General features: G+C 47.5%; 14 protein-coding genes. 4 read left to right on the plus strand and 10 right to left on the minus strand.

Annotated features, from left to right (window positions below; all coding sequences use genetic code 11):
* Positions 1 to 25 precede the first annotated feature (25 nt).
* A complete protein-coding gene (locus AC0LWT_RS20270) occupies positions 26 to 796 on the minus strand; it encodes a MerR family transcriptional regulator (protein WP_474683079.1) in 771 nt (256 codons plus the stop codon).
* A 141-nt stretch (positions 797 to 937) separates the two neighbouring features.
* Here AC0LWT_RS20270 and AC0LWT_RS20275 point away from each other — a divergent pair, with 141 nt between their 5' ends.
* Entirely contained in the window at positions 938 to 1,234 is a 297-nt protein-coding gene (locus tag AC0LWT_RS20275) for a hypothetical protein (protein ID WP_474683080.1), read from the plus strand.
* Here AC0LWT_RS20275 and AC0LWT_RS20280 read toward each other — a convergent pair.
* Positions 1,231 to 1,932, minus strand: a complete 702-nt coding sequence (locus AC0LWT_RS20280) for an SDR family oxidoreductase (RefSeq protein WP_474683081.1) — start codon at positions 1,930 to 1,932, stop codon at positions 1,231 to 1,233. The genes AC0LWT_RS20275 and AC0LWT_RS20280 overlap by 4 nt on opposite strands.
* Positions 1,933 to 2,119: 187 nt before the next feature.
* Here AC0LWT_RS20280 and AC0LWT_RS20285 point away from each other — a divergent pair, with 187 nt between their 5' ends.
* Positions 2,120 to 2,686: a TetR/AcrR family transcriptional regulator gene (locus AC0LWT_RS20285; RefSeq protein ID WP_474683082.1), complete on the plus strand. Its 567-nt coding sequence runs from the start codon at positions 2,120 to 2,122 to the stop codon at positions 2,684 to 2,686.
* A 173-nt stretch (positions 2,687 to 2,859) separates the two neighbouring features.
* On the opposite strand, the gene AC0LWT_RS20290 is transcribed toward AC0LWT_RS20285, so the two are convergent.
* Complete coding sequence (locus tag AC0LWT_RS20290; protein ID WP_474683083.1) at positions 2,860 to 4,113, minus strand: cytochrome P450 family protein; 1,254 nt, start codon at positions 4,111 to 4,113, stop codon at positions 2,860 to 2,862.
* Between the two features lie 261 nt (positions 4,114 to 4,374).
* A complete protein-coding gene (locus AC0LWT_RS20295; RefSeq protein WP_474683084.1) occupies positions 4,375 to 4,929 on the minus strand; it encodes a TetR/AcrR family transcriptional regulator in 555 nt (184 codons plus the stop codon).
* A gap of 223 nt (positions 4,930 to 5,152) precedes the next feature.
* Here AC0LWT_RS20295 and AC0LWT_RS20300 point away from each other — a divergent pair, with 223 nt between their 5' ends.
* Complete coding sequence (locus tag AC0LWT_RS20300; RefSeq protein ID WP_474683085.1) at positions 5,153 to 5,254, plus strand: YjcZ family sporulation protein; 102 nt, start codon at positions 5,153 to 5,155, stop codon at positions 5,252 to 5,254.
* A gap of 350 nt (positions 5,255 to 5,604) precedes the next feature.
* On the opposite strand, the gene AC0LWT_RS20305 is transcribed toward AC0LWT_RS20300, so the two are convergent.
* Positions 5,605 to 6,003, minus strand: coding sequence for a winged helix-turn-helix transcriptional regulator (locus AC0LWT_RS20305; protein WP_474683086.1), 399 nt, complete (start codon positions 6,001 to 6,003; stop codon positions 5,605 to 5,607).
* Between the two features lie 123 nt (positions 6,004 to 6,126).
* On the opposite strand from AC0LWT_RS20305, the gene ahlS reads away from it, so the two are divergent.
* Entirely contained in the window at positions 6,127 to 6,975 is an 849-nt protein-coding gene (gene ahlS / locus AC0LWT_RS20310) for an AhlS family quorum-quenching N-acyl homoserine lactonase (RefSeq protein ID WP_474683087.1), read from the plus strand.
* 486 nt (positions 6,976 to 7,461) lie between these two features.
* On the opposite strand, the gene gndA is transcribed toward ahlS, so the two are convergent.
* Genes gndA through zwf form a run of 5 tightly spaced genes read right to left on the minus strand, consistent with a single transcriptional unit; the run spans position 7,462 to position 14,501 of the window.
* Positions 7,462 to 8,871, minus strand: coding sequence for an NADP-dependent phosphogluconate dehydrogenase (gndA, locus tag AC0LWT_RS20315; RefSeq protein WP_474683088.1), 1,410 nt, complete (start codon positions 8,869 to 8,871; stop codon positions 7,462 to 7,464).
* A 39-nt stretch (positions 8,872 to 8,910) separates the two neighbouring features.
* The gene (locus AC0LWT_RS20320; RefSeq protein WP_474683089.1) at positions 8,911 to 10,254 is read right to left on the minus strand and encodes a glucose-6-phosphate isomerase; all 1,344 of its coding nucleotides are present in this window, start codon (positions 10,252 to 10,254) and stop codon (positions 8,911 to 8,913) included.
* A 37-nt stretch (positions 10,255 to 10,291) separates the two neighbouring features.
* The gene (fsa, locus tag AC0LWT_RS20325; protein ID WP_474683090.1) at positions 10,292 to 10,960 is read right to left on the minus strand and encodes a fructose-6-phosphate aldolase; all 669 of its coding nucleotides are present in this window, start codon (positions 10,958 to 10,960) and stop codon (positions 10,292 to 10,294) included.
* Positions 10,961 to 10,996: 36 nt separating this feature from the next.
* Positions 10,997 to 12,991, minus strand: coding sequence for a transketolase (tkt, locus tag AC0LWT_RS20330; RefSeq protein ID WP_474683260.1), 1,995 nt, complete (start codon positions 12,989 to 12,991; stop codon positions 10,997 to 10,999).
* Positions 12,975 to 14,501 (minus strand): glucose-6-phosphate dehydrogenase, encoded by a 1,527-nt coding sequence (gene zwf / locus AC0LWT_RS20335; RefSeq protein ID WP_474683091.1) that lies wholly within the window; start codon positions 14,499 to 14,501, stop codon positions 12,975 to 12,977. The genes tkt and zwf overlap by 17 nt, the downstream gene beginning before the upstream one ends.
* Between the last annotated feature and the right edge of the window lie 26 nt (positions 14,502 to 14,527).

The following is a 14,527-nucleotide window of genomic DNA, read 5'->3' on the forward strand; positions in this document are numbered from 1 at the left end:
TAGCTAAAGTCCGCCCCTGCCATTCTTAATCTTTCTTTGCGATTCGGGCGAACATCTCGTAATGCAGGCTATCCTGACTGAAGAGGGACAGATACGACTTTTCTGCCAGCACAAGCGGGCCTGTGATATTCAGCGAATGCCCTTCAGCATAAGTCTGAAATTGTTCCATGTGCTGTGCAAGTTCATTTTCATCCCGGGCAAGGAAGCGACAGGATAGATACTCGCCCGCCGGCAAAAGCAGGTCTGGCTCCCCTTCCCACGCTTCGGTATAAAGAGCAACACTGTCGGGACCGTCGTAGATATAATGCAGATCGGCTTCGAACAGGTTCGATACCGATCCACCCTGCTGCGCAAACATTCTTGCATGAAGATCGGTCAGGCTGTCCGTCTCGAACCAAAACGCCAGAGGCAAAGTCTCCCTCCACTGGGTACGGTAAGCTCCGATCTCCCGTCCGAAATCCTCATGCTCGCCCAGCACTTTTCGGATAAACTGACTGAGCTGCTGGAGCCGTACAATTTCGGCATCGATCTTCACCAGGGAATTGCGGAGCAGTGGCTGCATGCTGTCCGAAGCTTCGCCATCAAGACATTCTCGAATCGACTGCACAGACAGTCCCAACTTCCGCAGCAGCAATACATGAGCCAGTTGATAGACCTGATCCATGCCGTACATCCGATATTGGTTGTCATCGATGTAAGCTGGCAGCAGCACTTCCTTTTCCTCAAAATAACGAATCTGATGAACAGACACCTGCATAAGCCTCGCTAGCTCACTAATCGTAATTTCATTTTTCAAAGACAATCTCTCCTTAGCTGCCATTGGATTTAACTTAAGGATACACCCTGGGTCTGACCTAAGGTCAACATTCTTTGAGTGATTCCGATTTTGCTCCACAATGTATGCCCAATTTATTTTGCTTGACGTGAGCTGTCGATCTTGCTGGAAAACACCGCCAAACCACTGGAGCTGCTTCCCGTAATCCGCAAGCTGCCGCGGCGTCTCGACAATCTCGGAGCGATGCTGGAGAAAAGAGCGGTTTCGGTCAAGGTCGGTTTTTTCTCCGACAAAGCCAACGCCTCGTTCGTAAGCAAATTGATTTCGCAAGTTCTGCTTGCTTTCGTCGGGATGGCATTCGGCGGCACAAGAAAAAACGCCGAGCCTGTACGATTCATGGCTTGGCGTTTTTGCGTTGAAATATCAATGGAAAATACATTATTTTCCGAAACCATTTAGCTTTGTAATTCCGGGTATAAGGAAGAAACCCCTCCTGCAAGACCATTCTGCACCTTCCGACTTAGATCGTCGGCAACAATCTCATAGAGATCAGCTTCGATTCCATCTATCGCGATTCTTGCGATATCCTTTGGGTCTGCCTTAGGCGTTTGGATGTGCGTTGCCATGTCCGTGTCCATGAACGCTACGTGTAGTCCGGCAACCCTAATGTTGTTAGGGGCTAAATTTAAGCGTAAAGCATTCGTCATTCCCCATTCGGCGGATTTTGCAGCCGAGTACGCTCCTATCCCACCCACACTGAACCAAGATAATACGGATAAAATATTCAGTATCGTCCCTCCTCCATTCTTTTCAATAATTGGTGCGAAAGCGCGAATCATAGATAGTGTGCCGAAGAAATGAGTGTCGAATTCCATTTGTATATCGTCCAGCTTACCTGTAAGTAGAGAGGCGCCCGTTGACGTACCGGCATTGTTGATCAAAAGGGTCACATCCCCAGCCGCCTCCACTGCAGCAGCTACGGATTTGGGATCTGTAATATCGAGCTGCAGCGGGATTGCCCCCGGCAGATCGATTGATGCCGGGTTCCTTGCTCCGGCATATACTTTGGCTCCCCTCGCCAGAAGTTCCTGAGCTAAATGCTTGCCAAAACCTCGGTTTGCCCCACTGACAAGAGCAATTTGTTTAGAAATATCCATTTTTCACTACTCCTTTTTTGTATCTAAATATGATGAGCACAATATATTATAATCATCATATTTTGAAATAGTCAATAGTGCCACATATTCCTTAGCGGAAGTTTCGGATGCAACCGGCAAATTGACAAAGTTTATTATGATGACTATAATTTTTTAAAAGCAGATTTCGAGTAAAGGAATGATAGTAATGCCTTATCCTGAAGGACATAAAATAAAAGTCCGAGGCCGTATCATTGAAAGTGCCGCCAAAGCCTTTCGTACCAACGGAATTCGCGACATAAGCGTTCCGTTCATTATGAAAGGGGCGGGACTGACACACGGGGGGTTTTATGCGCACTTTACAAGCAAAGAACAACTGGTCTCCGAAGTTTGCAGTTATGCCATCGGCGCTACGATTGCGTTACTTCAGAAAGCGGTGGAAGAGGAGCAAAACGAATCCAAAATCAATGCAGTTATCCATTATTATCTAAGTCCGCACCATCGTGACAATACCGAGATGGGCTGTATTCTCCCTGCCCTTTCCGGCGAAATATCCCGGTCATCGGAAGAAGTTCGTCAGGTTTTCACCCGCGAGTTAGAACGAGTCATTGATTTTATCTCCGATTTGGCGGGAACCGATAAATCTACTGGCAGCGCTCTGCTCAGCATCATGGTTGGAACGCTTATACTGGCACGTTCCGTTGATGATTCCAAGCTAAGCGACAGCCTCCTTGCTGCTGGAAAACAGCATGCCAAAGATTTACTGAAGTCCTAGCTTTGCTGGAAGTCTCGTTGGATTGCTCCCAAGACTTTTTTGCATATATGAATGAGCTTGCTTACAATATCCTGTATACTCATGGACATGACCACTAGCGAAAACTACACAAGAGGGTTCAGGCATCGTTGCAGCCTGAACCCTCTCTTTTTGCAATCCGCGCTTCCTCTCCGCTAAAAAGCGACAGGCAGAGCGGCTAACCCCTGTGAGGACAGCTTGAAGTGCCAGATGACGCTCTCCCGTGGGATGCTGAGCCGCAGATTGGGCATGCGCCTCAGCAGGGTGGTAAACGCAATGTCTCCTTCCACACGGGCCAGCGGCGCCCCCAAACACATATGGATACCGTGTCCGAAGGCGAGATGACGATTAATTGTACGTGTAATATCCAGATCCTCTGACTCGGTAAACTGGCGCTCATCCCGATTTGCTGATTTCAATACGGGAATGACCATGTCCCCCTTCTTGATCTGCCGCCCGGCCAGCTCGATATCTTCTATGGCAAAACGCGGTCCCGCAATTGTAGCGGGCCCATTGAAGCGCAGCAGTTCTTCGACTGCCGAGGGGACCAAACTGTGGTCGGCTTTGAGCTTCTCCAGCTGCTCGGGATGATCCAGCAACATCAATGTACCGGTGGCGATCAGGTTCGAGGTGGTCTCATGGCCGGCAAATATCAATAACGAGATCATCGAGAGCAACTCTGCTTCTTCGAGCCGGTCTCCCTCCTCTTCGATGGCGATCAACTGGCTGATCAAGTCATCAGCAGGATGCCGGCGTTTGTCCGCCACGAGCTGTGCGGTGTATTCGCCGAAGGCTTGTATGTGCTCCGTTACCCCTGGTTCTCGCCTTCCCAGACCCAGACCGTGCGCGATCGCATCAGACCAGACATGGATCTGTGCCCGGTCTTCTTTAGGCACCCCGAACATGTCGGAAATGACGTTGATCGGTAAAGGATAAGCATAGTCCTTGACGAGGTCCATCTCGCCTTGAGCTTGCACCCGGTCGAGCAATTCGTCAGCAATCATCTGTACCCGGGGGCGTAAGCTTTCCATATATCTGGGCGTGAAGGCTTTAGACACCAACCCGCGCAACCGTCGATGATCGGGCTCATCGACAGAGAGCATGGAATTGGCAAAGAAGTTAGGGGGAGCCGATGGATCAGCGTTGCCGGTGAAAATTTTCCGAATGTCGCTGTTGCCATCGATAGAGCTTGGGTCTACAGTAAAGCGGGCATGATCTTTGAGCACCTGCATCGCCTCTTCCATACGCGTGACCAGCCAGGCTTGACGATCCGTCCCACCCATCGGAAACTGAACAGGAATAACGGATCCCACCTCCCGCATCTGTGCGAATAATGGAAATGGGTTTTCACCGCTGTCACCGCTAAACAGGCTGAATGCTGCTTTCACAATTTGGTCCGAAGTATTCATGACGACCTTCCTTTCCCATAATAGGCTCTATACTTTCGTTAAAATCACTGTTGTTTAGGTTTAACATCGGCACAAAATTCCATACCTGCTCATCAATTGCATCGAGTATCTCGTAATTAACCCCCAGGTGTTATGATAAGTCAACGATAACCTTTATAGCCCCTTTGGCTTCGATTGCGACGTTGAATGCTTCTTGGATATCGTCCAGTGCATAGACTTGTGTCACGATATTCGCAATATTTGTTTTTTGATTTGATTTGATTACAGCTTTAAAATTTTCAGCAATAATTGGTTCATTTCATCAATAGGTTCTTCAAAATTGTGATAACACCATTCCATGACTACACCCAGGATTGCATTTGCTTGATAAGATATATGAAACTCACTGACCTCCTCAAGCATGGCCATGGAATCCATTGATTTTTTTACAAGTCTTTTTATCCGTATATAAAACATCTCATAATAAACAAAATTTGAATTTGCACTGAATATGAAACGATAAAAATCTTTATTATCGTATACATGTTGGAAAAGATGAATCATTTGGGGTTGTAAACGATGATAATCCGCCTCTTGACGATACTTGGAAGTTGCCAATAAGGATGCCTCTAAATCTACCAAAAGCTGCTCAATTTGTTCTTCTAACAATTTAGAAACACTTTCATAATGTAAATAAAAGGTTCTTCTGGTGATACCAGATTCCTTACATAATTCGGAAACGGAAATTTTGTCTAACGATTTTTCCTTCAATAAAAAAATCAATGCGTTTTTCAAATTGTTTTTTGTTTTGATGACGCGTAAATCTTGCTCATTCATTATTCACCTCCGAAAAGATTTTTATTACTCATGTGTATAATAACTTTAAACCCATTATTCTGAAATGTCAAATTATTCCTCCGTTTGAAAGCTTCCCATAATAAAAAAGACCGCAAATAAATGCGGTTCATAATAAATTTAGACATATGTACAAGCAAAAGTTAAATCGCCGACGTATAAATAAGACGTATCGAAAAATGGATTGTGAAGGGAGGAAATGAACATGGGCGCTAGTTGTGCAGGTTACGGCATGGGAACAAATGTGGCTGCTATCTTGGTTCTTTTTATTCTTTTGGTAATCATCTCGGTAACTTTCGTTTGGTAATCTAAAACTCAAAAAAGTTACTATTTCGTTAAGAACATGGAGATGATTTTGAGTGAAGAGTCCAAAAAAATTAGCTAAACACAAAAAATCCGTTAAAACAAGTGCATTTTTCACACCCTTCAGTCCATTCGGATTCTTCCCGTTCGAAGAAAGATTCGAGCGTTTTGAGCCATTCGAATTTTTTGAGTCCCCGTTCTTTTTTAGAAGAGGTTTCTTTTAAAACAAAATCGCATAAGTTGTAAAGAGCAAAAGGAGCTGCCGAGGCAGCTCCTTTTTAAGTTCTGACGGACTGGAACAGAACACACGTTCTCCAATCAACTTAATCCGTTCCTGTGAGCAGACTCCCGGGGTTAAAAAGGTTCTGAATGTTTATTGTAATTTTGGTCGTAATTGGCCCTAGCCTCTTTGACCTGAGAATCATAGATCCTTACCCATTGCCTTAACTCTCTCATTGGCTGAAGCAAAGCTTCCCCCATAGGAGTAAGCGAATATTCGACGATCGGGGGCACGACCGGTGTAATACGGCGCTGAACCAACCCATCCCTTTCCAGCTTTCGCACCGTCTGGGTCAGCATTTTTTTGGAAATGCCCTCGATTCTTCTTAATATTTCTCCATAACGAATACTTCCGTTTTCCAATGCATAGATGATTAGTGCTGTCCATTTATCGGAAATCAGCTCAAGAACTCTGCTGTAACCGCAACTTGCCAACGAAATATCGGGCTTTATTGTTTTTCCAGAAGATGACAAACGATCTCCCTCCTCTACCTGTGCACCTTAAAGTACCCAGGGAACAATAAAGTGCCTACTTATGTCATCTTAATTTATATATTATTGTATGTCTATATTCTGTTTAATTAGGAGGAAATGAACATGACGAATATTATTAAAGCCCGCCCTAAGCTGTATGTAATGGATAACGGCCGAATGAGCATGGACAAAAACTGGTTGATCGCCATGCATAGTCCGGCTACGCTCGGCAATCCTAACGCCCGGACGGAGTTTGTGGAATTTCCGATCTATACGGTATTGATTGAACACCCGGAAGGGAAAATTTTGTTCGATACGGCCTGCAACCCGAATTCGATGGGTATTGAAGGGCGCTGGTCCAAATCGACCCAGCATGCGTTCCCCTGGGTGGCGAGCGAGGAATGTTACCTGCATAACCGGCTAGAGCAGCTGAATGTTAGACCGGAGGACATCAAGTATGTGATTGCTTCGCATCTGCATCTGGATCATGCCGGATGTTTGGAAATGTTCACGAACGCTACGATTATCGTGCATGAGGATGAGTTGAACGGCGCGCTGCAGAGCTATGCCCGCAACGAAAAAGGAGGCGGCTATATTTGGGCTGACATCGATGCTTGGATCAAAAACCATCTGCAGTGGAAAACGGTCAAACGCAATGAAGATAACCTGGAGCTGGCCGAAGGCATCAAAATCTTGAACTTCGGAAGCGGCCATGCCTGGGGCATGTTAGGCCTTCACATTGAAATGCCGGAAACGGGTGGGATCATCCTCGCTTCCGACGCAATCTACACAGCGGAGAGCTACGGGCCTCCGGTCAGGCCGCCCGGTATTATATACGATTCGATAGGTTACCGGAACGCGGTTGAGAAAATTCGCACTCTGGCGACCCGAACGAACTCCCAAGTGTGGTTCGGGCATGATGCAAATCAATTCCAACAATTCCGCAAATCAACCGAAGGTTACTACGAATAAAGAGTTCGTAACCCTGCCCAACCATGTAGTTCTTGTCATTCAATTTGGGTAAGAACTTGCATGGTTAACCTAAAAAAGCCGCATAAAATGCGGCTCAGACCGTTGAGAAAGGCACGGCACTTAGTTAGAAATAAGGAAACCAAAGGGGTACTAGTTTGGGGGCAACCGTTTTTCCTAACGCGCACCTATCCCGGTACAGATCGTGGAACCGCACAACTTTGCATGAGGCAACCTGGCAGAAAAAAAACCTGCGAAAGTGCAGGCTTTTCCTCCGAAATTGGCTTGTTTTAGCGAAATTCCTGCAAAAGTGCAGGAATTTTCGCTGAAAGTGAACCTTAGCCCCCGTCCCCGCTGAAAAGCCTGCACAATTGCAGGAATTGTTCGTGGGCAGCGATCATGGACGCAAATTCATGTACTTTTGCAGGTTTTCTTCGTGCGCCGGGCTGATTGTGGGCTATCGCCTCTGACGTGCGGCTTTCACCTCTATTATTCCATCCATTGAAAATGAAAGCTTCCCTTTTGATCAAGCCGTTCGAAAGTATGCGCCCCAAAATAATCCCTTTGCGCTTGCAGCAAATTTGCCGGCAGTCTTTCTGAGCGGTAGCTGTCATAATAGGCTAAAGCCGAAGCAAACGCAGGAACCGGAATCCCCCTGGTTACGGCAATAGATACGACATTTCTCCAAGCTTCTTGATAGTTTTCAACGATCTCTCTGAAGTAATCGTCCAAAAACAGGTTTTTCAGAGCCGGGTCACGGTCGTAAGCATCCTTAATGTTTTGTAAAAACCGTGCGCGGATAATGCATCCGCCGCGGAAGATCATCGCAATGCCGCCATAGTTCAAGTTCCATTCGTACTCGTCGGAAGCGGCTCGCATTTGTGCAAAGCCTTGCGCATAGGAAGCTATTTTGCTTGCATATAACGCTTTTCGAACAGCCTCGATAAATTCCTTAGGATCACCGTCATAGCTGGAAACTGCAGGTCCGTTCAAACGCTTGCTTGCGGCTGTGCGTTCTTCTTTCATGGCGGAAATAAATCGCGCGAACACGGATTCAGTAATTATGGACAAAGGGACTCCCAGATCCAATGCGCTTTGACTTGTCCATTTCCCGGTTCCCTTTTGCCCTGCCGAATCCAGGATGACATCCACCATGGGTTTGCCTGTTTCAGGATCTGTTTTTGCGAAAATGTCGGCCGTTATTTCAATCAAATAACTGTCCAGTTCACCACGGTTCCACTCGGAGAAAATGTCATGCAGCTCGCTTGTATTCAGGTTCAATACATCCTTCAGCAATTGATACGCTTCGCCAATAAGCTGCATATCTCCGTATTCGATGCCGTTGTGGACCATTTTGACGTAATGGCCGGCGCCGTCTTCTCCGATATAGGTTGAGCAAGGATCGCCGTTAACTTTGGCCGATATGGCAGTCAAAATGGGCTCAACCAGCTCATAGGCGTCTTTTTGTCCTCCCGGCATAATCGCCGGACCCTTCAGCGCCCCTTCTTCACCGCCCGAAACACCTGCACCGATAAAGCGGAAGCCTTGAGCTTGCAGCTCTCTATTTCTTCTTTGCGTATCAGGGAAATAAGCGTTTCCGCCGTCGATTAGAATATCTCCCGGAGCCAGGTAAGGAACAAGCTGATTAATGGTATCGTCCGTCGGCTTGCCCGCTTTGACCATGATTAATATTTTACGGGGCGTCTCCAAAGACTGGACAAACTCTTCGACACTGAACGTGCCGACGAAGTTTTTCCCCTGCGCTTCCGCCAATAGTTCGTGCGTTTTTTCAGGTGAACGATTATACAAAGCAACCGAGAACCCTTTACTTTCTATATTTAAGGCCAGGTTTTTACCCATGACGGCTAATCCGACCACACCGATTTGCTGTTTTTTCATCGTAACGCCCTCCTGCTGTTCAAATCGAATTTGTTCGTGTCATTTCTCTGCAGATAAACGCTTCAGGAGTTCGGCTTGCTGCGCTTCATAACCAGGCTTGCCCAGCAGCGCAAACATATTGTTCTTGTACGCTTCCACGCCGGGCTGATCGAACGGATTCACCCCAAGCAGCAATCCGCTGATGCCGCATGCCTTCTCGAAAAAGTACACCATTTCGCCGTACGCATATTCATTGAGCTCATCCAGTTCAACAATCAGATTAGGGACGCCTCCGTCAACATGGGCAAGCCGCGTGCCTTGAGCCGCCTTTTTGTTCACTTCATCCATTGTCATGCCGGCGATAAAATTCAATCCGTCCAGATTGCTTTCGTCTTCTTGAATGATCAGCTCTACGCGCGGCTTTTTCACCGAAAGCACTGTCTCAATGAGGTCTCGCCGGCCCTCCTGGACGTATTGTCCCATGGAGTGCAGATCGGTCGTAAAATCGACGGACGCGGGATACAGCCCCTTCAGATCTTTCCCTTCGCTTTCGCCGAACAACTGTTTCCACCATTCGGAAACAAAATGCAAAGACGGTTCAAAGTTAACCAGCAGCTCGATCGTTTTTCCCTTGCGGTAAAGAGCATTGCGAACGGCTGCATACTGATAACTTTCATTGACGGCGAGATCAGCATTGTTATATTTCCGTGCAGCCGCGGCGGCTCCCGCCATCATTTGATCGATGTCGAGTCCGGCAGCGGCAATCGGCAGCAGCCCCACGGCTGTAAGCACCGAATAACGCCCGCCTACATCGTCGGGAATAACGAAGGTTTCATAGCCTTCTTCGTCGGCAAGTTTTTTTAATGCGCCCTTAGATGAATCGGTTGTAGCAAAAATACGTCTTTTGGCTCCGCTTTTCCCGTATTTCTTTTCCATATATTCACGCAGAATTCGAAAAGCGATAGCCGGTTCTGTCGTTGTGCCTGACTTGGAAATGACATTCAGGGAAATATCCTTACCCTCCAGCAGCTCCAATAGATGAGTAATGTACGTAGAACTGATGTTCTGGCCGGCAAAATACAACTGGGTTTTACCGTTCATCTGGTTATGAAACGTGTGGGACAGCGCTTCAATCGCAGATCTTGCCCCCAAGTATGAGCCGCCAATGCCGATGACAATCAAGGCATCGGAATGGCTGCGAATGCGCTGTGCGGCATGTTTGATTCTCGCGAACTCTTCTTGATCATATTGAAGCGGCAGATCGACCCAGCCCAGATAATCGGAACCGGGGCCTTTTTTTTCATGAAGCATATGGTGAGCCGCTTTTACAAAGTCACTGAAATAATCCACTTCATGCTGTCCGACAAAGGACAAGGCATTGGAATAATCAAATAAAATAGCCATCCGGAGCGTCTCCTTTAAACTCGTATTTCGTTGCCTTTTAATGTTGAGCCGCTTTTTTCCAATCAGCAGCGAATTTTTCCATCCCTTGATCCGTTAAAGGATGTTTGGATATTTGTTCGATAACTTGGAACGGAACCGTGGCAATATGCGCGCCTGCCATCGCTACGCGAGTTACGTGATCCGGATGACGAACGGATGCCGCGATAATTTGCGCGTCCAGGTTATGAATGCGGAACAGTTCGGCCACTTTGGACACCAGCAGCACGCCATCTTCAGAAATATCATCCAAACGGCCTAAAAACGGAGAAACATAAGTTGCCCCTGCACGCGCAGCCAGCAAAGCTTGGTTGACGGTAAAGATCAGCGTAACGTTTGTTTTCACGCCTTTTTTCGACAGGTAGCGGCATGCCTCAAGACCGGCCAACGTCATTGGAAGCTTGATCGTGATGTTCTTGTCTCCTCCGTTGATTTTGATCAGCTCTTCAGCTTGCGCGATCATATCTTCCGCCGTCTCGGCATCCGGAGTAACTTCAGCGGATACCGATTCGACTTCAGGAACAGCTTGCAAAATTTCAGCAATACGGTCTTCGAACTTCACGCCTTCTTTGGCAACCAAAGAAGGGTTTGTTGTCACGCCGGACAGAACGCCGATTTTATACGCCTTTTTAATATCCGCAAGGTTAGCAGTATCAATAAAAAATTTCATAGTTTTTTGCCTCCATTTTTTTAAATATTTATTAGTTTATTTACTAAGCAATTCTTTAGTCAACCGAATCACATTGCTTTTGGAGAAACCGAAGTATTCCATGACCTCATTGCCGGACCCTGAAGCGCCGAAGGTATCGATAGACAATATTTTTCCGTGTGGTCCCACGTATCGCTCCCAACCTAAAGAAATGCCGGCTTCAATCGCTAAGCGCTTCGAGACGGAAGCAGGAAGAACAGCCTCTTTGTATGCATCGGATTGGCGGTCAAACAGCTCCCAGCTCGGCATGGCGACGACGCGTACAGAGAGGTTTTCCCGCTCAAGCTCCGTTTTGGCGCTCACGGCCAGAGAAACTTCAGACCCGCTTCCGATCAGGATGACATCCGGCTTATTATTGGTTTCTATCAGGACGTAAGCTCCTTTGGTTACCTCTGCAACATTACCCTTGGTCGCTTCGTACACAGGAAGGTTTTGCCGGCTTAGCACAAGAGCTACCGGACCTTCCTGCTGCTGTAAGGCATACGCCCATGCACTCGCCGTTTCGTTCGCATCCGTTGGCCGAATGACGGTAAGTCCCGGAATGGTTCGCAGTGCAGCGAGGTGTTCGACGGGCTCATGAGTAGGACCATCTTCCCCAACGGCAATCGAATCATGGGTAAATACATAAATAACAGGCAGCTTTTGCAGAGCGGCCAAACGTATGGACGGCCGCAAATAATCGCTGAATACGAAGAAGGTGCTTACGAACGGTTTTACGCCGCCGTGTAAAGCCATGCCATTGCCGGCTGCGCCCATCGCATGCTCGCGAACGCCAAAATAAATGTTGCGTCCCGCATAGGATTGAACGGCAAATGCCGGCTCTCCGCTTATATCCGTCATCGTAGAATGCGATAAATCCGCGCTGCCTCCGAATATGGAAGGAACCGATTTGACGAAATGATTGATGGCCTCGCCGCTTGCCACGCGGGTTGAAATGGTTTTGGAGGAGTCGAACGTCACAATATTGGCCGGGTCAATCACGACAGAACCGCCGATGACCTGCTCAAGCTCCTTGCCCAGTTCAGGATACTGCGCTTGATAGGAAACTAACAACCGGTTCCACTCTGCTTCTTTTGCCTCGCCGTTAAGTTTAAGCTGATCAAAGTGGGCTTTGACTTCTTCCGGAACGGTAAACTCGTCCTCATACTGCCAGCCATACGCTTCCTTGGTCGCCTTTGCCTCTTCTTTGCCGAGCGGAGCACCGTGCGCTTTGTTCGTTCCTGCTACTTTTTTGCTGCCATAACCGATGATTGTCCGTATTTCGATAAGAGTCGGCTGCGAAAGGTTCCGCTTAGCCGCTTCAATCGCTTGAACAATTCGCGAAACATCGTTGCCGTCTTCGACCCTTAGATATTCCCATTGAGCCGATTCCGCTCTTTTTTGCATATTTTCCCCAAAGGACAGGTCAAGTTTCCCGTCCAGAGAAATATCATTGGAATCATACAATACGATTAATTTGCCCAGCTTCATATGTCCCGCCATGGACATCGCCTCGTAAGAGACGCCCTCCATCAAACATCCGTCTCCAACGAGCGCATACGTATAATGATCGATAACCGGAAAATGATCTTGATTGAATTTCGAGGCCAGGTGAGCTTCCGCCATCGCCATTCCGACAGCCATGGCAAGCCCTTGCCCCAATGGTCCTGTAGTAGCTTCTACACCATCCGTATGCCCGAATTCGGGGTGCCCCGGCGTTAGGCTGTTCAGTTTGCGAAACTGCTTCAAATCTTCAAGCGACACGTTATATCCTGACAAATGCAGGAGACTGTACAGCATCGCCGAACCGTGACCCGCAGATAGAATGAAGCGGTCGCGGTTGAACCACTTGGCGTTGCGGGGATTGTGATTTAACTGCTTGGACCAAAGCGCATACGCCATCGGTGCGGCTCCCATGGGCAGCCCCGGGTGACCTGAATTGGCACTGTTTATGGCATCGATGGACAAGGTACGGATCGTATCGATCGCCAACTGATCAATGGTTTGTGTGATAGGCATATTGTTCTCCTTTGCTCGCTTCTATTTCTTGTTCGGGCTTGGAATCAAACCACCAATGATAACCGTCTTTCGTGGGCAGATCATCGGATTCGGCAGGCCCGTATGTGCCCGCTGAATAAAGATGAAGCGGAACAAGATTTTCTTGGAACGCATCCAGGATCGGCTGCACCCATTTCCAAGACAATTCGACTTCATCCCAATGGGCAAAAAATGTGGGATCTCCGTGCAGAGCGTCGTAGATCAAGCTTTCATAAGCCTCGGGCATATCCTTGTGACTCTCGTGAAAGTCAATGTGAATGGGCTTGAACTCCCCTTTATGCTGAGGATCGCTCGCATTTAACTGCAGCGTGATGCCCTCGTTCGGACTGATCTCAAACACCAAAAGATTAGGAATCGGATGATCGTCATTTGTTGAAGAATGCTGATTTAACGGCTCTTTGAACTCGATAACGATTCGCGTCGATTTCTCCTTCATCCGCTTGCCCGTACGGATATAAAAAGGAACGTCCCGCCAAAAAGCGGTATCCAACTGCAGTTTTGCGGCAATAAACGTATCAGTCCTTGAAGTTTCAGGAATATTAAGTTCGGAAGTATAACCGACAACCGGCTTTCCTCCGATCGTTCCTGCTCCGTACTGCCCGCGAATAACGCTGGATACTACATCCTGCTTTTGCAGCGGCTCAAGGGATTCCACCACTTTTTTCTTTTTGAAGCGCACCTCTTCGAAGGTACTGTTCTTCGGCACTTGAATCGCCAGCATCATTAGCAATTGCAGCATATGGTTTTGAAACATGTCCCTTACAGCGCCCGCATGATCGTAATACCCCGCTCTTTCTTCAACACCGACCGTCTCGTTTGCCGTAATCTGCACGTTGGCAATATAACGATTGGTCCATAAAGCATAAAAGACCGGATTCGTCTGCTGCAGCACCCCAAGCTTCTGTACCATAGGCTTGCCCAGATAGTGATCAATGCGGAAAATTTCATCCTCCGTAAAAGCTTTGCTCAGCTGTTCATTCAACTTCCGGGCCGATTGCAAATCGCGGCCAAAAGGCTTTTCGATCATCAGACGCTTCCAGCCTTCGGTAGAACCAAGCCCGCTTTCCTGGATATTGGATGCTATCGTTTCAAAAAATTCAGGCCCAACGGATAAATAAAACATCCGATTTGACGGAATGTTCAATTCTTTCTCCCGCTGTTCAACCAGCTGCAGCAGTTTCTGATAATCCTCTTTGTGGCCTATATCCAAAACACTATAACGAAATGTGCTCAAGAAATTTTTCATTAAGGCACTATCGTTCGCCTCGCGTCTGGAAAAGTTGTGGAGAGATTGCTCGACACTTGCCTGAAAGGCTGAATCGGATAGCTCTCTTCGCCCAAGACCAATCACGGAGAATGATTGCGGCAGCTTTTGATCGGCAAATAAATTATACAAAGCAGGGTAAATTTTCCTTTTGGCTAAATCTCCTGTCGCCCCAAACAAAACAAACGTTACAGCCTCCATGTGTATCTCTCCTTCCAGTGTAGTCT

This window comes from Paenibacillus sp. sgz302164 (assembly GCF_056120505.1).

Excerpts from the sequence above, each read along its gene's own strand:
- AC0LWT_RS20320 (WP_474683089.1), bottom strand. The coding sequence starts at position 10,254 with ATGGCTATTTTATTTGATTATTCCAATGCCTTGTCCTTTGTCGGACAG.
- AC0LWT_RS20280 (WP_474683081.1), bottom strand. The coding sequence starts at position 1,932 with ATGGATATTTCTAAACAAATTGCTCTTGTCAGTGGGGCAAACCGAGGT.
- AC0LWT_RS20285 (WP_474683082.1), top strand. The coding sequence starts at position 2,120 with ATGCCTTATCCTGAAGGACATAAAATAAAAGTCCGAGGCCGTATCATT.
- gndA (WP_474683088.1), bottom strand. The coding sequence starts at position 8,871 with ATGAAAAAACAGCAAATCGGTGTGGTCGGATTAGCCGTCATGGGTAAA.
- ahlS (WP_474683087.1), top strand. The coding sequence starts at position 6,127 with ATGACGAATATTATTAAAGCCCGCCCTAAGCTGTATGTAATGGATAAC.
- fsa (WP_474683090.1), bottom strand. The coding sequence starts at position 10,960 with ATGAAATTTTTTATTGATACTGCTAACCTTGCGGATATTAAAAAGGCG.
- AC0LWT_RS20295 (WP_474683084.1), bottom strand. The coding sequence starts at position 4,929 with ATGAATGAGCAAGATTTACGCGTCATCAAAACAAAAAACAATTTGAAA.
- AC0LWT_RS20300 (WP_474683085.1), top strand. The coding sequence starts at position 5,153 with ATGGGCGCTAGTTGTGCAGGTTACGGCATGGGAACAAATGTGGCTGCT.
- AC0LWT_RS20290 (WP_474683083.1), bottom strand. The coding sequence starts at position 4,113 with ATGAATACTTCGGACCAAATTGTGAAAGCAGCATTCAGCCTGTTTAGC.
- zwf (WP_474683091.1), bottom strand. The coding sequence starts at position 14,501 with ATGGAGGCTGTAACGTTTGTTTTGTTTGGGGCGACAGGAGATTTAGCC.